Raw genomic sequence first — 17,562 nt, forward strand, 5'->3', positions numbered from 1 at the left:
GCAGCGATCTGGACGGTGGCCTCGTAGCGAAGGGCGAGCTTGTCATAGCGCGTGGCCACCGCCCGGTTGCGTTTGAGCCGGTTGATCCCGCACTCCACCGCGTGCCGGGCCCGATAATCGGCCTTGTCCAAGCCCGGCGGGCGCCCCCCGCGCCGCCCCTTGCGTTTGCGGTTGCGCACCCGGTCCCGAGGCTCGGGAATCGTCGCTTTGATCTTGCGTCTGCGCAGGTAGGAACGGATCCCCTTCGAGCTGTAGGCCTTATCGGCGCGCACCCGCACCGGGCGGGTGCGCGCCGGCCCCGACCGGCCCCGCCCCGCGACGCGGACGCGGTCCATGACCGGTTCGAACTGCGGGGCGTCCCCCCGCTGCCCGGCGGTGATCACTACTGCCAGGGGCTTTTGACCCTGCTCGCAGGCCAGGTGGATCTTGGTGGTCCACCCACCGCGTGAGCGCCCCAGGGCGTGGTCGGCGGGCTCGTCCGTTTCGTGATCTTGCCCTTCCCCTTTTTCAGGGCCCCGGCGGCGTGCTGGTGGGCGCGCACGATGGTGGAGTCGACGTTGACCTGCCAGGGGATCAGGCCCGCCGCGTCGGCGATCGACTGCAAAGAGGCCAGGATCTGCGCCCAGGTGCCGTCCAGGCTCCAGCGGCGGAACAGGGCGTAGACCGTCTGCCAGGGGCCGTAGCGTTCGGGCAGGTCGCGCCAGGGAGCGCCGGCCCGCACCCGCCAGCGGATGCCGTTGACCAGAGTGCGTTTGCAGCGCAGGGGCGGGCGCCCTCTCGCCGGGGCCGGCAGCAACGGTTGGAGCAGGGCCCACTGGGCGTCGGTGAGGTCACCGCGCCCGGAGCCGGGTAGGGTCGGCACGAAGCCTCCGGCGGACTTGTCTTCTTGGTCGTTGACCCGTCTACCGGAGGCTTCGCTCATGTGCTGGGCGACATGCCCGCTGTTACTGCTTTGGTGCTTTCATCCGCTTACACGAAGATTCCCAAACAGGCCCTAGGCGGGGCCGCCGGCAGGCGGTGCCCCGGCGGGGGCGGCGATCTGCGCGATCGCCCCGTCGATGGACCTGAGCAGGGTCTTCTTCGTGACCTGGGCGCGGATCCGGATCAGGGCGTCCCTCTCGGGTTCGCCGCCGCGCAGGCCGAGGACCTTCACGACCGCGGTGGCCATCCGCTCCGCCCGCAGCAGTTTGGACCCTCCGGGCCCCGTGCCGGTGAACACCGCCACCGGTTCCAGGGTCTGTACCGCCCACGGCACCGACGCCTCGGGCAGCAGGTCGACGCACCGGACGACGCCGTTGAGGATGTCGTGGACGTGGGGCCGCAGGTAGGGGGACTGGGCCTCGCCGCTCTCGGCCGGGGCTCCGGGGAGGCCCGGCACGAGGGTGAGCAGGGCCCGGACGGTCGCCGCCGGGTCTTCCAGGGCGTTCAGGAGGCCGGTGGTCCGGAGCCGCCACTTTTTTCCGGGGTGTGTTCCGGGCGGGGTCAGCAGGTGGACGAACAGGTCGGCCAGGCCCGGGGTCGCGTACAGGCCGGGGTGTTCGTCGCGCAGCAGGTCGCCGAACAGGTCGCCCGCGGGGAACACTTCGCCCATGGGGCGGGGGTCTCCCAGGCGCAGCAGGAGTGCCAGGGCACGGATCTGGAGCGCGTCCATGACCGGGTTGGCCCGGGTCCGGTAGCGGGCCGCCCGGGTGTAGGCGAGGGTGCGCAGCGCACGCACTCGTTCCAGGTGGGGTTCCAGTACGGCGTCGTCGAGGGCCTCACAGATCCGGAGGCAGCTGCGGAGGGGGATCAGGCCGAGCAGGGTGGCGTCGAGCAGCAGTGCCGTCCGTGCCTCGTTCCACGGTCCCGACGCGCCCAGCAGGTGGTCGGCCAGGCTGCCGTACAGCCTGTCGGACTTGAGCAGCGGGAGTTCACCGGCGTAGTACGCCGACCGTTGTCCGGTGACCAGGAGGCACCACAGGTGCATATTCCCGAGCAGGTCCGCGTCCATCGGGTCGGTGACGGCGCGGGGGCCGCGCCCCTCGGGCAGCAGGGGGGCGAGTCGGGGTCCCCGGTAGGACTTCTCGGCGTTCTCGCGGACCCGGGTGTGCAGGTCGGTGACGGCTTCGGGCAGCCCGGGCAGGTGCAGCCGGGCGAGGATGTCCTCGGCCCTGTCCGGGAAGCCATGCTCGGCGGCGGTGCGGGACGCCCACGCGCGGGCCTGGGGCGTGGGTTCGGCGGTCTGCGGCATGGGTTCCTCACCGGGGAGGGCGGCTCTGGGGCACGCCCACCCTAGTGAGGGGCGGTGACCGAACGCGCTGCACGGCGGAGTCCCCGGCGCACCGGACACGGGACGCCGGACGGCACGGCGCCACGCGGCGCGGCGGACCGGCACGGGCGGCACGCGGCCGGCGCTGCGGCCGCGGAATATCCCGATCCGTCGGTTGTGGCACGGGCACAGGATCACCGAAAGCCCTGTGGCCGTCGCACAAGAGAACGCGCATGGGAGAACCGTAGGCTGTGGCCAGTCGAACCGAGGTGAGGAACAGCGCCATGCCCTACGCCCCCATCCCCGGAGGCGAGATCTACTACGAGATCTCCGGGAACCCCTCCGACACGCCCCTCGTCCTGGTCGAGGGAGGGTTCACCCAGATGGTGGGCTGGGCGCCGGACTTCATCGAGCAGCTGGTCGGGGCGGGGTTCCTCGTCGTCGCCTTCGACAACCGCGACTCGGGGCTGTCGACGCACTTCGGCGGCCCGGAGGACATCGACGGCGGCTACGGGCTGGAGGACTTCGCCGACGACGTGGAGGCCGTCATGGACCACGCGGGCCTGGCGTCGGCCCACGTCGCCGGGCGCTCGATGGGCGGGATGATCGCGCAGATGCTGGCGATCCGCTCTCCGGAGCGGGTGCGCAGCCTGGGGCTGTTCTACTCGATCCCCGGGCGGGACGGGCGGTACATCCTGCACGGCGAGCGCGAGGAGCTGAACTCCCCGCAGCCCCGCTTCCCCCTGGACGAACTGCTGGCGAACGCGCTCGCGGGACAGCGGGCGTTCATGCCGCACGGCGACCTCTGGGGGGAGAGCCGGTGGTACGAGGACGAGACCCGGCGCTACGTCACGCAGTCCTATGAGCGGAACTACGCTCCGGACGGCGCCCCCCGGCAGTGGAGCGCGCTCAAGCGCGCGCCCGAGCGCCTCGCGCTGCTCAGGTCCGTGGACGTGCCCACGGCGGTGATCCACGGGCGCGAGGACCACGTGCTCCACTGGTGCGCCGCGGTCGATATCGCCGAGGCGATGCCCCGGGCGGAGCTGCACGTCTACCCCGGGATGGGCCACTTCTTCCCGCCCGCGCTGATCCCGGAGTTCGTCGCGGTCCTGCTGCGGACGGCCCGTCTGGCCGAGCGCCCCGCCCCGTAGCGACCGGGGCGCCCCCGGGCGAGCCCGTTCCGCCACGTCCCGGGGGCGGCCCCCCTGGAGGGCCCTCTCCACACCGCCCCCGCCGCGCAGAGCGGACGGCGGGACACCCGCGACGCCTCCCGCCACGGCCGCGGGCCGGTCCCGCCCCCGTGGCGGGACCGGCCCGTGCTCACCAGTGGACGGTGGCCCTGGCGGCGAGGCGTCCGTCGTCGGCCACCGCCACCGCGCGGGCGGACTCCCCGCCGTCCGTCACCCCGACCGTGATCTCGCGGTCGACGAACAGCGGCGCGGTCGCGGTGAACCCGTAGCGCGAGGGCGTCCCGCGCGGCTCCCGCCCGTCCCCGAACACCACGGCGTCCAGCATGAGCAGCCGGGTCAGCGGGCCGTGCACGAGCAGGTCCTCCAGCCCCTCCGCCCCGCGCGCCCACTCGCGGTCGTAGTGGACGCGGTGCGTGTTGAAGGTGATCGCGGAGAACCGGAACAGGTGCCGGGTGTCCGGCGTGGTCCGGTGGAACCGCTCCCCCTCGGGCTCCGCGTAGCGCGGGGGCGGCGCGGGCGCGTTCTCCTCCAGGAAGACGTCGTGCCAGGTGCTGCGGACGGCCGGCTCGCCGTCCACCAGGTACTCCCGCTCGATGTCGGCGAACACGAGCCGCCCGCTCTTGCCGCGCTTCTCCTCGACCCGCCCGGCGCGCACGCGCTGCTCGACGGTGTCGCCCACCCGCAGCGGGCGCAGGAAGACGGTGTCCTCCCCCGCGTACATCCGGCGCGGCAGGTCGATCTCCGGCAGCACGTCGTCCAGCGGCGTGCCGTCCGGGCGCAGCCCGCCCATGCCCGAGTCGAAGGGGAAGTACAGCCCCTCCCAGCCCGGGGGCAGCGGGTCGCCCGGCTCCAGCCGCGGCAGGTGCGGGGCGAAGGTGCCCCGGTACTCCTCCACCGGCGCCGGGTCCAGGCGCTGGACGCGCGTGACGCCCTCCCCGCCCATCAGACCGTCCCGCCCTTCCTCAGCTCGGCGATGCGCTCCGGCGTGTACCCCGCGAAGGAGGACAGCACCTGCTCGGAGTGCTCCCCCAGGTGGTTGGCGGTCCGCGCCGGGTCGGCGGGCGTCTCGCTCAGCTTGATCGGCTGGCCGAACATCCGCAGGCGGCCCAGGTCCCCGTAGTCCGCCTCGACGACCATGTCCCGCTCCGCCGTGCCGGGGTCCTCCACGACGTCGGCGATGGTGCGCAGCGCGGTCAGCGGGACGATGTCGCCGGCCAGCTCCTCCAGCTCCGCCTGGGTCCGGTCGCGGAACCAGGTGGCGATCAGGGGCTTGACCTTGCGGTCGTACACCTCCTTGTCGAAGCGCTTGCGCATGGTGTCGATCTCGGGGTCCCCGGCGGCCTCGGGGCTGCCGAACAGCTCGCAGCTGACCCGCCACAGCTTGTCCGTGTATCCCGCGAAGAACACCTGACCGTCGGCGCAGTCGAACAGCTCGTAGGGCCGCACCCAGGCGTGCTCGTTGCCCGCGGGCTCGGGCGTCTTGCCGTCGACCGTGTAGTCGACCACGGCCGTCTCGGTCAGCGCGATGATGCTGTCCACCTGGGCGACGTCGACCTTCTGCCCGCCGCCGCCGTGCTCGACGTGGCGGACCGCGGCCAGGATGCCGATCACGGAGAACAGCGAGGCCGACAGGTCGCCGATGGTGACGCCGACGCGGACCGGGGGCATGCCGGGGAACCCGTTCATGGACCAGATCCCGCCCGCGGCCTGGGCGGTGCTGTCGAACGCCGGGCGGCGGCTGCGCGACCCCGTGTGGCCGTACCCCGAGATGGCGGCGTACACCAGCTTGGGGTTGACCTCGCGGAGCACGTCGTAGCCGACGCCGAGCTTCTCCATGGTGCCGGGCCGGAAGTTCTCCACCAGCACGTCCGCCCCGGCCACCAGGTCCTTGAGGACCTGCTTGCCGTCCTCGTGGGCGAGGTTGACGGTCAGGCCGAGCTTGCCGCGGTTGTACTGCCCGTAGTACCCGCTGAACTCCTTCGCCTCCCCGCCCTCCTCGGACTCCTCCGTCCTGAGGTAGGGCGGGAAGCCGCGGGAGACGTCGGGGTCCGCCGGGTTCTCGATCTTGATGACCGTGGCGCCCATGTCGGCGAGGATCTGGGCGGCGTAGGGCCCGGCCAGCACCCGCGAGAGGTCCAGCACGACGATCCCGTCGAGCGCCCCCGCGGCGAACGGGCCCGTGGTCTGCGGCGTGGTGTTCAAAGAGGACTCACTCCCTGTCTTCGTACCGGTGCCCTCGACAGGCCCGGAAAGCGTCCTGCGCGGCACTCACGCGGGTGTCCCCCGCAGCTCGCCGAGCACCTGGCGGGCGTACTCCTCGCGGATGCGGCCCGCCGCCACCATCATGGCCGCGACCTCGGAGATCTCCGGACCGGCGGCCCCGGCGGAGACCGCCAGGGTGCGCGCGTGCAGGGCCATGTGGCCGCGCTGGATGCCCTCCGCGGCCAGGGCGCGGCAGGCGGCCAGGTTCTGCACGAGGCCCACGGCGGCGACCACCTCGCCGAGTTCGACGGCGGTGGCGACCCCCAGCAGCCTGATGGCGGCCCGCGCGGTGGGGTGCGCCCGGGTGGCGCCGCCCACCAGGCCCACGGCCATGGGCACCTCCAGCGTGCCCACGAGGTTGCCGGCCGCGTTCTTCTCGAAGCGCGACAGGGCGGTGTAGGCGCCGTCCCGCGCGGCGTGGGCGTGGCACCCGGCCTCGACGGCACGGGTGTCGTTGCCGGTGGCGAGCACGACGGCGGAGATGCCGTTCATGATGCCCTTGTTGTGGGTGGCGGCCCGGTAGGGGTCGGCGGAGGCGAAGTCGCTCGCCAGGACGATGTCGTCGACGACCCGCTCCCCGCCCAGCAGTTCGGCGTCGAACTCGCCGTGGACCCGCACCAGCCGCCGGTCCGCCTTGTTGCTGAGGATGCGCAGCAGCGGGCGGCCCCCGGCCAGCTCCGCCAGGCGCGGGGCCAGCGCCTCGGCCATGGTGTTGACCGCGTTGGCGCCCATGGCGTCGCGCACGTCCACGACGAGGTGGACGACGAGGTGCGTCCCCGAGGCCGTGGGGACCGCGCGGACCTCCAGGTCCCGGGCGCCGCCGCCCAGCTCCACCAGCACGGGGTCCTGCTCGTCGGCCCGGGCGAGGACCTCTTCGCGGGCCTCCAGGACGCGGAAGCGCGCGGCCTCCGGGTTGGGCACGTCCACGATCTGGATCTGGGCGATCATCACCGGGCCCGTGGTGGAGGCCCGCAGCCCGCCCAGGCCGCGCGCCATCCGCGCCGCGTTGGACGCGGCGGCCACCACGCTCGGCTCCTCGATCGCCATGGGGACGAGGTAGTCCCGGCCGTTGACGGTCAGGTTGGTGGCCACGCCCAGCGGGACGCCGAACACCCCGACGGCGTTCTCGATCATCTGGTCGGCCTGCTCGACGCCGATGCCGTCGGCGGGGTCGAAGCCCGCGGTGTCGGCCCCGGCGTGCTCGGCGATCCTCGATCGGCGCTCCTGGACACTGAGTTCGCGGAGCTTCGGGATACGACTGTTGACCGGCAAGAATCCACCTCCTGGCACACGGCGCCCGGCGGGAGCGCCGGACACCGTTCTCATACTCGGTGGTGAGACTATGACCGGTTTGTGACTCAGCGCATGGTCGAAGAGCACAGGATGAGCCCGAGTCGATGTGACGGACCTCCATGCCGCGGTCATCCGCCGCCGCCCACCAGCCGCTCCCGCAGCTCGTCCATGCGCACCGCCAGGGTGATCCGGAAGTAGTCCTCGTCGTCGCGCCACCCGGCGCCCAGCACCCGGTCCAGCCGTTCGAGCCGCTGGAGGATGGTGTTGACGTGGAAGTTGAGGGCGCGCGCGGTCCGGGTGGGGCTGGCCCCGTGGTGGACGAACGCCCGCAGGGTCGGGAGCAGCTCCGTGCCCCGCTCGGCGTCGTAGCGCCGCACCTCCCCCAGGGTGCGCTGGAGGAAGTGGGTCATCACGGGCGCGTCGGCGTCGAAGACCGCGGCGTAGGGGACGTAGTCGCCGGTGTGGGCCAGGGAGTCGGAGACCCCGAGCGCCTCCAGCAGCCGCACGGTCTTCTTGACCAGGGGGAACTGCGTGCCGGGCTCGCCCGGCGGCGGGAGCACGCCCAGCACCTCGTCCCGGGTGTGGTGGGCGACGCCGCGGCGGATCTCCTCGGCACGGTCCTCCAGGCCGGGCCTGCCCAGGATGACGACCAGGCCCTGGTGCTCCCCCACCAGCGAGGGCGCCGGGGCCAGCTTGACCGCCCGGCGCACCGCGCGGGCGCGCTGCCCGGCGGGGACCGACAGCGCCAGGAGCGAGGTGAAGTCGGCGGCGTCCATACCGCGCTGGCGGCCCCGGGCCAGGGCGTCGCGGCGGCGCTCGGGGTCCGCCGACAGCAGTTCGGCGATCAGCTCGCCGTGCACGCGGTACTCCGCCTCGGCGACGGCCTCGCGGGAGAGGAAGAGCAGGGCGCACACCTGCGCGGCGCGCTCGACGGTGCGCGCGTCCACGTCGCTGAGGGGGAAGCCGCCCCGGCCCAGGAAGACGGTGCCCAGGTGGCGCTCCCCCGCGGCGAACGCGGCGACCCCCTCCACGGGGCCGCCGTCCTCCAGCTCGATGAGGCGCCCGGACTCGGCGCTGCGCCGCACCGCCCGCCGCATCCCGTGGTCCTGGAGGACGCCGACGCCGGCCAGGCCCTCGCCCGCCTCGGCCAGGAGGTTGCCCGCCTGGTCGCTGAGCAGGACGGGCCGCGCCAGTTCCTCGGCGAGCGTGGCCGAGACGGTGCCGAAGTCGCCGCCGGTCAGCACGGCCTCCACCAGCTTGCGGTGCACGGCGTGGGCGCGGTCGCGCTGGGTCATGTGCTCGGTGAGGCGGCCCAGCGCCCGGCGGGACTCGTCCTCGGCGCGCCGCAGGCTGCGCAGCATGCGCGCGGTCTGGAGCACCACCGAGGCGTGGTCGGCGAGCGCGGTGAGCAGGGCGGTGTCCTCGGGGGTGAACGCGTGCTCCTCCCGGGTGGCCACGAAGAGCACCCCCAGGACCTCGTCGTCGGCCAGCATGGGGACGCCGAGCATGGCGACGATGCCCTCCGCGGTCACCGCCGCGTCGATGCCCGCCTCGTGGCGGCCGGTCTCGAAGTCGGTGTAGCGGGGCACGGACACGGCCGCCTTGCGCTCCACCACCAGGCTGGCCAGGCCCTTGCCGGGCGGCACCCGCAGGGCCCGGAAGTCGGGCGAGACGGAGCCGATGGTCTTGCGCACGAACAGCTCGCGGGTCTGCGGGTCGTACTCGGAGAGGTAGGTCAGGTCGCTGCCCATCATCTGGTGGGCCCGGTCGACGGTCTTCTCCAGCAGCACGTCGCCGTCGCGTTCGGCGGCCAGCTCGCGGGCGCTGGAGAACAGCACCCCCAGCTCGTACTCGCGGCGGCGCAGGCGCACCAGCTCGCGCCTGCCCAGGGTGATCCGCTCGGAGAGGTCCCGCACGGCCGCCTCGCCCAGTCCGAGGGCGGCCAGGGCCCGCGGGACCCCGGCCGCGCTGCCGGGCTCGGTGCCGGTGACCGCCGAAACCAGCGCGGCGACGGCGTCCTCCCGGGCGGAAAGCGGGTCCCCGAGGGACGGGCCGGTCTCTGGTCGCTGCCCCACGACCACCTCCACGGGACACTAGAGGGTGGAATGAGAACTCATCAAACGAGCGTCTCGATGTAGGAAAGACACATATCACGGATGTGACGCCCGACACTAACGTGAATCGACGCCCCGGCGGGCACCGGAACCACGGCATGGGGCCGTGCGCCCGCCGCGGTGGTACGAAGGCGCAAGGGAGAAGAAGCATGGCCGTCTCACACGACATCGATCGTGCCGGTTTGGATTCACGCCAGCAGCGGCGGCGGGCAGTCATCGGCAGTTCCGTCGGCACCGTCATCGAGTGGTACGACTTCACGCTGTACGGACTGGCCGCGGCCCTGGTCTTCGCGCCGCTCTTCTTCGGGGGGAGCGACCTCGCCGGGACGCTGGGCGCCTTCGCCACCTTCGCCGTGGGCTTCCTGGCCCGCCCCTTCGGCGGCCTGCTGCTCGCGCACTACGGCGACCGGATCGGCCGCAAGGGGACGCTGCTGGTCACGCTGCTGATCATGGGCGGCGCCACGACCCTCATCGGCGTCCTGCCCACCTACGAGTCGATCGGGCTGTGGGCGCCGGTCCTGCTGATCGTGCTGCGGATCTTCCAGGGCGCGGGGGCCGGCGCGGAGTTCGCGGGGGCCATGACCATGGCCAGCGAGTCCGCGGGCACCGGCCGGCGCGCCTTCACCGCCGGATTCCCGGGCGCCTCCGTCTACGTGGGCATGGCCCTGGCCACGAGCACGTTCGCGATCCTCACCGCCACGATGTCGAGCGAGGCGTTCCTCGCCTGGGGCTGGCGCCTGCCGTTCCTGGCCAGCGTGGTGATCGTGGGCATCGCCCTGTACTTCCGCTTCCGGGTCAAGGAGACCGCCGCCTTCGAGGCGGCCGAGGAGAGCGGCGAGTCCGCGGGCCGCGCGCCCGTCGTCGAGGCGGTGCGGGGGCACTGGCGCTTCCTGCTGGCGGGCATGGCGCTGTTCGTCTTCGCCCTGCCGTGGGTCTACATCGTGCAGACCTTCTCGGTGTCGTACACCACCGGGACGCTGAACGTGGACCCCACGCACGCCCTGGTCGGCCTGCTGACCGCCATGCTGCTCACCATCCCGGCGACCCTGGCCGCGGGCGCGCTGGCCGACCGGATCGGCCGCAAGCCCCTGCTCATGGGCGCGGCGATCTTCGGCGTGGTCTTCGCCTACCCGATGTTCATGCTGTACCAGACCGAGAACTCGGTGCTGGTGGCGCTGGGGCTCATCCTGGGCCTGGCGGTGATCCAGGGCGCGACCATCGGCGTCTCCGCCGCGATGATCGCCGAGATCTTCCCCACCCGCATGCGGTGGAGCGGCATCGCGCTGTCCCGTGAGATCCCCGCCGCCGTCGCGGGCGGCACGGCGCCCATGGTGGCGACCTGGCTGGTGTCCGTGGGCGGGGGGACCCCGTGGCTGGTCGCGGGCTACCTGGTCGTGCTCAGCCTGATCGGCGTGGTCGGCATCTGGTACCTGCCCGAGACCCTGGTGAAGGCGACCACGGTGGAGGACGGCGACGCGGCCCCGGCCCCCGCCGTCGAGGAGCACTCCGCCTGAGCGCCCCCGGCCGCCGCCGAGGCGGCCGGAACGGCCCCCGTCTCCCGGTCCGCGAGGACCCGGCAGGCGGGGGCCTTCGCCCGTCCGGGGCGTAAGTGCGCTCCCAGGGCGGGTGGACCACCGAAATCCCTCTGATCGCCGACCAGCACCGGCACCCGCTGGTACCGGCCACCAGCCCCGGCCGGCGCGGGGACAGCCCCGTGTTCGAACCCCTGACGGCATCGCTGCTGCTGCCCCGCGGCACCGGCCGTCCACGCACCCGCCCGGACCGGGTCCTGGGAGACAAGGCCCACTCCGGCAAGGCCGACCGGGTCCGCCTGCGCACACGCAAGATCAAAGCGACCATCGCCCAACCCCGTGACCGGAGCGAACACCGCCGGCGCACAGGTTCGGCGGGCGGTGGGCCCCGGTCTTCGACCGGGTGGCCTACCGCGGCCGCGACACGGTGGAGCGGGCGATCGACCTGCTCAAGCAGAACCGGGCGGGCGCGACCCGCTATGACAAGCGGGCCGCGCGACAGGACCGTGCAGCCGGCCTCGATCCGGCTCCGTGACCTGACCCGTTCAAGGAACAGTGCCTAGTCCGTGGCGCAGAAGGCCTGTTCCTCGGGCAGGACCCCGTCCACGAAGTAGCGGTGGACGTGCCCGACCACGCAGTCGCCCGACTCGAAGAAGTAGAGGCCGTGGCCGGTGCCCTCCACCTCGACCGCGACCGATCCCGGGATTTCACCGGTCATCGCGGCCGCGTAGGAGAACTCCAGTTCCGAGGCCAGGATCAGGAAGGGCGGCAGTCCCTCGGTGCCGATCGGGCCGGGCGGGTTGACGCCCTCGTGCGGCCAGGCCGCGCAGGGCAGCCGGTGCAGGGCACGGCCGTGGCCGAGGTTCTCCGACAGGCCCACCGTGAGCTCGGTGTACTCCTGGTAGCCCGCGAAGTCCTCGATGGGCCCGCCGTCCGCGCAGATGTCCGCGGCCACGACGTTGGGCGTGTAGAAGCTCGCGCCGACCGTCTCGTGGAACCGGGTGGAGTCGCCGTTCTCCAGGGCGGATTCGATCGCCTCGGAGAACAGTGGCCAGGAGAACGCGTTCCTGACCAGATTTCCGCCCATCAGGGAGAGTTCGGCGCGGCCGTAGGCGATCCCGTCCGCGGGCAGCGGTTCCTCGGCGGCACCCGTGAGCAGCTCCTGCCACCGCTCCGTCACGTCCTGCCCGTGCAGCGCGCACTCCTCGGAGTCCGCGCACCAGCGCGCGAAGTCCTGGAACCGGGTCTCCATCGCGGTCGTGAACGCGATTTCCCGAAGCTCGGGGTCGGAGACGTTGTCCACCACGCTGTCCAGGACCACCGACTCCAGCCGTTCGGGGTACAGGTCGGCGTAGGCGGTCGCGCGCACCCCTCCGTGGGACTGCGCGTACAGGTTCAGCCTCTCCTCGCCCAGCGCGACCCGGATGGACTCCATATCCCCCACGTGCTGGAACGTGTCCATGTTGTCGAACATCTCCGGGTCCCGGTCACGGCACTCCTCCATGACGGCCCGGTGCTCGGCCATCACCGCGTCGAACTCCTCCTCCGTGGCGACGTCGACGTACCCGGGCCCCTGGTCACCGCACACGTCGGCGGGGAGGAACTCGGCGGTCTCACCCATCACCCCACGCGGGTTCCAGGCGACGAAGTCGAAGTGTTCTCGCAGTTCGGCGACGGTTTCCAGTTCCTGGGGCAGGTCTGGGATGCCGGGGCTGGCGGGGCCGCCCGCCACGTACAGGACCGCACCTCGGCTCTCGCCCTCGCCGGTGTGGGGCAGGATCGCGACCTGAAGGCTGGTCGTGCGCCCTCCCGGGGCGTCGTGGTCGACGGGGATCGCGACCTCGGAACACCGCATCTCCTCGGGGATCTCGACCTCGGGCCGCTCCTCCCCCTCCAGGGGCGGCGGCAGGAGTTCGGCCTCGGTGCAGTCGCGCCACTCGATCCCGGCTCCTGGCGCGGGCGCGCTGTCGGTGACCGCGCTGACCGTGTCGGCGTTGCCGGGGCCGTCCGCGGTGCTCCTCTCGGGGCCCGTCGCGCATCCGGTCAGCAGAACGGCGGCAAGGGCGCTTCCGGCCAGGGCCGCGGTCCGGTCGGACCGCCGCAGCGGAGGTAGGGGCCGGGGGCGCTTCGGCCGGGGGGGCACCGTATGCGGCATGGTGTCACTTTCGGTTCGGTGGTACGGACGGCCCAGCATAGGAAGCCGGTCCCGCCCACGGCTTCTGCCGAAGCACATACATCCCGGGCGCCTCCAGGCACCCCCTCGTGCCTCCGAGTCTGCGTGCCCCTCATGAGCCCGCGCAGACCAGGGGGAACGAGGGGACCGGGGCCGCGCCAGCGGCTCCGGCGGGTTCCCCCTGCCCTTCTCCCGCCCGGCACTCCCGCCCCACCGGCAGTGGATAACTGACACCCGATACCACTTGTGAGAGCGTTCCCGAATCCTTTTCGAAACCCCCTTATTGCACACGGAGTGCGACCGTGCGGTCGCTCAACACCTTGGGCCAAGGTGCCTACGGCCCCCTTCGGCCCGCGCGCGACCCGCTCAGTCCACGGCGGTACACGAGGCGGCCGTCGGCCCAGGTCTCCTCGACCCCCACCCGGGAGATCTCCTCCTCGGGGACGGTGAACACGTCGGCGTCGAGCACCACGAACGAGGCGCGGGCGCCGGGGGTGAGCGTCCCCAGCCCGTCCATGCGGGTGAGCCGCGCGGCGCGGGCGGTGTAGAGCAGCACCGCCTGGGGCACCGTCACGGCGGCCGCCGCGCCGATGTCGGCGCCGTTGTGGGCGCGGCGCCGCACCGCGGCCTCGATGGAGACGAAGGGGTCGTCGGCCTCGCTCCACGCGGTGGCCGGGCAGTCCGAGGACAGCGCCAGCGCCTCCACCCCCTCGTACAGCGACCTGACGGGGTAGGCGTCCGGCACCTGGTCCGGGCGCAGGTTGTGCTCGTAGGCCTCGTACTCCGAGTACAGGAAGATGGTGTGCGTGGCGATGCCGAAGTCCATCCGCGCCTCCCGCAGCCGCCGCACCAGCTCCGGCGCCATGAGGGTCGCGTGCTCGATGCGCACCGAGGGCCAGCCGTCCAGCCAGGGCTCCTGGTCGCCGAAGACGTCCACCACGTGGGAGATGGCCCGGTCGCCCATGGCGTGCACGGCCAGCTGCACCCCGTTGCGCCGGGCCCAGCCGCCCGCCGCCCACAGGTCGTCGTCGGTGATCGACCGCAGGCCGCGGTCGTCCGAGCCCGGGTAGGGGCGGCACACCCAGGCGGTCCGGTTCGAGTAGGTGCCGTCCATGAGCACCTTGACGCCGCCCACCCGCGCGGAGCCGGTCCGCTCCCCCTCGTCCAGGTCCGCGAGGGGCTCCTGCGGGTCCCAGCCCAGGAACAGCGCGCTGTCCGGGAACGGGGCCCGCGCGGCGACCGCCCGGTACACGGGCAACGGGTCGGGGACGGTGGTGGCCAGCAGGTCGCAGACGCCGACGATGCCGCGCCGGAAGAGCCGCTCCCCCACCGCGGCCAGCAGGTCCTCGCGCTCGGAGACCGAGCGCTGCGGGATGTGGCGGCTGACCACGAGGGTGGCCTCCCGCTCGGTGAGGACGCCGTCGGGGCGGCCCGACGCGTCGCGCTCGAACCGGGCGCCCGGCGGGTCCGGGGTCAGCGCGGTGACCCCGGCGATCTCCAGCGCGCGGGTGTTGCAGACCGCCGAGTGGCGGTCGGCGCGCCAGATCATCACCGGCTGGGAGGTGGAGACGCGGTCCAGGTCGGCGGCGGTCGGCGAGCGCCCCTCGGGGTACTTGGTCTCGTCGTAGCCGGTGCCCAGGATCCACACGTCCTCCCCCGCCCCGCGCGCGGGCGAGGCACGCAGGGCGGCGACCAGCTCCGCCAGGGAGCCCACCCGGGGCGGGAGGCACTCGGTGGCGTCCGCGGTGTCGGCCATGATCCCGGGGTGCAGGTGCATGTCCAGCAGCCCCGGCAGGACCGTGCGGCCGCCCAGGTCGCGGGCGCCGCGCACGGTCCGCCCGTCGAGTTCGGCGGTCTCCCCCACCCACTCGACGACACCCCCGCTAACGCGGAAGGCGGAGGCGAAGTCCGTCTCACCGCGCGCCGTGAACACCTTGGCGTTGACGAAGACCTGCTCGTTCATGGATTCCCTTCTCGTGTGTTCCGCGGCCCCGGCCGGGGCGGTCAGTCCCGCACCCGAAAGCCCGGGGCGCCGGGGACGGAGTCCAGCAGGAGGCGGGTGTACTCGTCCCGCGGGTCGGTGAAGACCTGCTCGACCCCGCCGAACTCGCGCAGCTCGCCGGAGCGCAGCACGGCGACGTCGTCGCTGACGTGCCGGACGACGGCGAGGTCGTGGGAGATGAACAGCATCGTGAGGTCCAGCTCGGCGCGCAGCCGCGCGAGCAGCTCCAGGATCTCGGCCTGCACGGACAGGTCCAGCGCGGAGGTGATCTCGTCGGCGATCACCATCCGGGGGCGCACGCACAGGGCCCGCGCGATGGCGATCCGCTGGCGCTGCCCGCCGGAGAACTCGTGCGGGTACCTGTCCGCCGCGGACGCCGGGAGCCCGACCCGCTCGAACCACTCCGCGATCTCGTCCCGGTGGCGCCCGGTGTCGGCCCGCCGCGGGTCCAGGGCCTCGGCGAGGGCCTGCCCGGCCGTGCGCCGGGGGCTCAGGGACGAGAACGGGTCCTGCGGGATGAGCTGGAGCAGGCCGGGGTCGCGCCTGCGCCGGGGCGTGGCGGGGTCGAACCGCTCCCCGTCGAGGACGACCCGGCCCGCGCCGATCGGGACCAGCCCGACCAGCACCTTGGCCAGGGTGGACTTGCCCGAACCGGACTCGCCCACCAGGCCGACGGAGCGGCCGTGGGGGACGGTGAAGGTGACGTCGCGCAGCGCGTCGGTCCGGGACGCTCCCGAGCCGAAGACCACGCCGAGCCCGTCGACCTCCACGGCGGGCCGTTCGGGCCCGTCGTCCCGTGCAGAGTCGCGCTGCGCGGCGTCCTCGCCCTGCGCGGAGCCCCACTGCGCGGGTCCGTCCTCCCGTGCCTGGTCCCGTCGTGCGGCGCCCTCCCGCGCGGAGCCCCGCTGCGCGGCGCCGTCCTCCCGTACGGCGCCCTCTCCGGAGGCGCCCGCCTTCCGGACCGACGCGCCCGCGCGGCCCGGCTCGGGGGGCTCCACGTAACGCGCCGCGGCCAGCAGGGACCGGGTGTAGGGGTGCTCGGCCTCGCCCCGGGCGAGCCGGTCGCGGGTGAGCTCCTCCACGACCTCCCCGCCGTTCATGACCAGCACCCGGTCGCAGAGCGCCTCGACGACCCCGAGGTCGTGCGAGATGAACAGCACCGCCGCGCCCAGGGACTCGCTCGCCTCGACGAACCGCCGGAGCACCTCGGCCTGGACCGTGACGTCCAGCGCGGTCGTGGGCTCGTCGGCGATGATGAGCGTGGCCTCGGTGAGCAGCGCGGAGGAGATCATGGCGCGCTGGAGCATCCCGCCGGACAGCTCGTGGGGGTGCTGGGCGCCCCGGCTCTCGGGCCGGCTGATCCGCAGGCGGCCGAACATCTCGGCCAGCGCCCGGCGGGCCTGCCGGCGGCCCATCCCCAGGTGGACCCGCGGGACCTCGGTGAGCTGGCCGTCCAACCGCAGCGCGGGGTTGAACGTGGAGACGGGGTCCTGGTAGACGAGGGCGACGTCGCGGGCCAGCTCCGCGGCGCGGACCGGGCCGAGCAGGTCGTGCCCGGCGGCGGTCAGGACCGAGGCGGTGGCGTTGACGCCGTCGGGCACCAGCCCGGCCGCGGACATCGCGGTGAGCGACTTGCCCGACCCGGACTCGCCCACCAGGCCGAGGATCTCGCCGGGCGCGACGTCGAAGGACACCCCCCGGACGAGGGGGCGGCCCTGGGCGGTCTCCACCCGCAGGTCGCGGACCCGCAGCACCGGTTCGGCCGGTGCCGCCGGTTCGCGCGGCGCGTCCTCCCGGGCCCGGCGCGCGTGGGCGTCGGCCAGGTCGCGGGAGATGTCGTCGGCCCTGCGCAGCGTGCCGCTGAGGCGCCCGCGCACCAGCCGGCGCAGGCGCGGGTTGCTGCGCGCCGCCAGGCCGTCGCCGATGAACATCGCCGCCACGCCGGTGAGCACGAGCATCAGGCTGGGGCCCACGATCTGGATCGGCTGGGTGTAGGCGTTGGGGAGCCCGTCGGCGAGCAGGCGGCCGAAGTCGTAGTCGGGGTTCTGCACGCCCAGGCCGATGAAGGAGAGCCCGGACAGCTCGGTCAGCGTGACGGCGAAGCTGTTGGCGCTGAGCACCAGCAGCGGCTCCCCGAGGTTGGGCAGGACGTGGCGCAGGAGGATCACCGGCCGCGGCACGTTGAGCAGCCCGGCCGTGGAGACGTAGTCGCGCACCATGATCGGGGCCGCCATGTTGGCGCTCAGCCGCACGAAGGCGGGGATCCCGGCGACGCCGACGGCGATGGTCGCCGACACCGCGCCCGGGCCCAGGACCGCCGCGATGACCAGCGCCAGCACCAGGGCGGGGAAGGCCACGGCGACGGCGTTGGCGGTGAGGACGAAATCGCGCGCCCGCTGGGGCAGCATCCAGACCAGCAGGCCCACGGCCACGCCGAACACCACAGAGATCGCGGTGGCGGAGAAGGTCAGGACCAGGGTGAGCCGGGTGGCGACCAGGGCCCGGGAGAGCAGGTCCCGGCCGAACTCGTCGGTGCCCAGCAGGTGGTCCGGCGAGGACCCCTGGCGCCGGTCGTCGGTCAGGGTGCCGGCGGCGTCGCCCAGGACCAGGGGCGCCACGACCGCGACCAGGACCAGCAGGCCCATGAGGACCAGACCGATCGTGAGCATGGCCCCCGGGCGGCGCGTGCGCCGGGACGGGGCGGGCCCGCCGCCGTCCGGGGAGGTTTGCGTCGGGACCGTCACGACT

The 17,562-nt window shown here is 73.5% G+C and carries 11 protein-coding genes; 2 read left to right on the top strand and 9 right to left on the bottom strand.

All coding sequences use genetic code 11. From position 1 onward, the window contains the following. Together BUE45_RS31285 and BUE45_RS14705 are read right to left on the bottom strand one after the other, a co-directional pair. Positions 1-862 (bottom strand): IS5 family transposase gene (locus BUE45_RS31285; RefSeq protein ID WP_218619507.1). Its coding sequence is split into 2 segments (ribosomal slippage), with 863 coding nucleotides annotated over them: positions 1-472 and positions 472-862; the frame shifts between segments, so codons are not numbered across the junction. This gene is flagged as partial in the annotation. Between the two features lie 132 nt (positions 863-994). After that, the gene (locus BUE45_RS14705) at positions 995-2,230 is read right to left on the bottom strand and encodes a hypothetical protein (RefSeq protein WP_073379893.1); all 1,236 of its coding nucleotides are present in this window, start codon (positions 2,228-2,230) and stop codon (positions 995-997) included. 302 nt (positions 2,231-2,532) lie between these two features. On the opposite strand from BUE45_RS14705, the gene BUE45_RS14710 reads away from it, so the two are divergent. Beyond that, positions 2,533-3,399, top strand: a complete 867-nt coding sequence (locus BUE45_RS14710; RefSeq protein WP_073379894.1) for an alpha/beta fold hydrolase — start codon at positions 2,533-2,535, stop codon at positions 3,397-3,399. A 169-nt stretch (positions 3,400-3,568) separates the two neighbouring features. Here the strand turns inward: BUE45_RS14710 and BUE45_RS14715 are convergent, their stop codons facing one another. The 4 genes from BUE45_RS14715 to BUE45_RS14730 form a co-directional block, all read right to left on the bottom strand. Then, positions 3,569-4,381, bottom strand: coding sequence for an FAS1-like dehydratase domain-containing protein (locus BUE45_RS14715; RefSeq protein ID WP_073379895.1), 813 nt, complete (start codon positions 4,379-4,381; stop codon positions 3,569-3,571). Then, positions 4,381-5,640, bottom strand: a complete 1,260-nt coding sequence (locus BUE45_RS14720; RefSeq protein WP_073379896.1) for a CaiB/BaiF CoA transferase family protein — start codon at positions 5,638-5,640, stop codon at positions 4,381-4,383. Before BUE45_RS14720 ends, BUE45_RS14715 begins: the two co-directional genes overlap by 1 nt. Before the next feature lie 66 nt (positions 5,641-5,706). Then, on the bottom strand, positions 5,707-6,972 hold the full coding sequence (locus BUE45_RS14725) for a hydroxymethylglutaryl-CoA reductase, degradative (protein ID WP_073379897.1): 1,266 nt from the start codon (positions 6,970-6,972) through the stop codon (positions 5,707-5,709). 149 nt (positions 6,973-7,121) lie between these two features. Then, entirely contained in the window at positions 7,122-9,068 is a 1,947-nt protein-coding gene (locus tag BUE45_RS14730) for a helix-turn-helix domain-containing protein (protein ID WP_084737343.1), read from the bottom strand. Positions 9,069-9,256: 188 nt separating this feature from the next. On the opposite strand from BUE45_RS14730, the gene BUE45_RS14735 reads away from it, so the two are divergent. Then, positions 9,257-10,621, top strand: coding sequence for an MFS transporter (locus BUE45_RS14735; protein ID WP_073379898.1), 1,365 nt, complete (start codon positions 9,257-9,259; stop codon positions 10,619-10,621). Positions 10,622-11,198: 577 nt separating this feature from the next. On the opposite strand, the gene BUE45_RS14745 is transcribed toward BUE45_RS14735, so the two are convergent. From BUE45_RS14745 to BUE45_RS14755, 3 genes are all read right to left on the bottom strand, one after another. Continuing rightward, a complete protein-coding gene (locus BUE45_RS14745; RefSeq protein WP_073379899.1) occupies positions 11,199-12,782 on the bottom strand; it encodes an alpha/beta fold hydrolase in 1,584 nt (527 codons plus the stop codon). 364 nt (positions 12,783-13,146) lie between these two features. Next, complete coding sequence (locus BUE45_RS14750; protein WP_073379900.1) at positions 13,147-14,775, bottom strand: amidohydrolase; 1,629 nt, start codon at positions 14,773-14,775, stop codon at positions 13,147-13,149. A 41-nt stretch (positions 14,776-14,816) separates the two neighbouring features. After that, positions 14,817-17,483: an ABC transporter ATP-binding protein/permease gene (locus BUE45_RS14755; protein WP_218619545.1), complete on the bottom strand. Its 2,667-nt coding sequence runs from the start codon at positions 17,481-17,483 to the stop codon at positions 14,817-14,819. Positions 17,484-17,562 lie beyond the last annotated feature (79 nt).

Source organism: Nocardiopsis flavescens (genome assembly GCF_900141985.1).
Classification (GTDB): domain Bacteria; phylum Actinomycetota; class Actinomycetes; order Streptosporangiales; family Streptosporangiaceae; genus Nocardiopsis; species Nocardiopsis flavescens.

Excerpts from the sequence above, each read along its gene's own strand:
- BUE45_RS14735 (WP_073379898.1), top strand. The coding sequence starts at position 9,257 with ATGGCCGTCTCACACGACATCGATCGTGCCGGTTTGGATTCACGCCAG.
- BUE45_RS14705 (WP_073379893.1), bottom strand. The coding sequence starts at position 2,230 with ATGCCGCAGACCGCCGAACCCACGCCCCAGGCCCGCGCGTGGGCGTCC.
- BUE45_RS14755 (WP_218619545.1), bottom strand. The coding sequence starts at position 17,483 with ATGCTCACGATCGGTCTGGTCCTCATGGGCCTGCTGGTCCTGGTCGCG.
- BUE45_RS14710 (WP_073379894.1), top strand. The coding sequence starts at position 2,533 with ATGCCCTACGCCCCCATCCCCGGAGGCGAGATCTACTACGAGATCTCC.
- BUE45_RS14715 (WP_073379895.1), bottom strand. The coding sequence starts at position 4,381 with ATGGGCGGGGAGGGCGTCACGCGCGTCCAGCGCCTGGACCCGGCGCCG.
- BUE45_RS14750 (WP_073379900.1), bottom strand. The coding sequence starts at position 14,775 with ATGAACGAGCAGGTCTTCGTCAACGCCAAGGTGTTCACGGCGCGCGGT.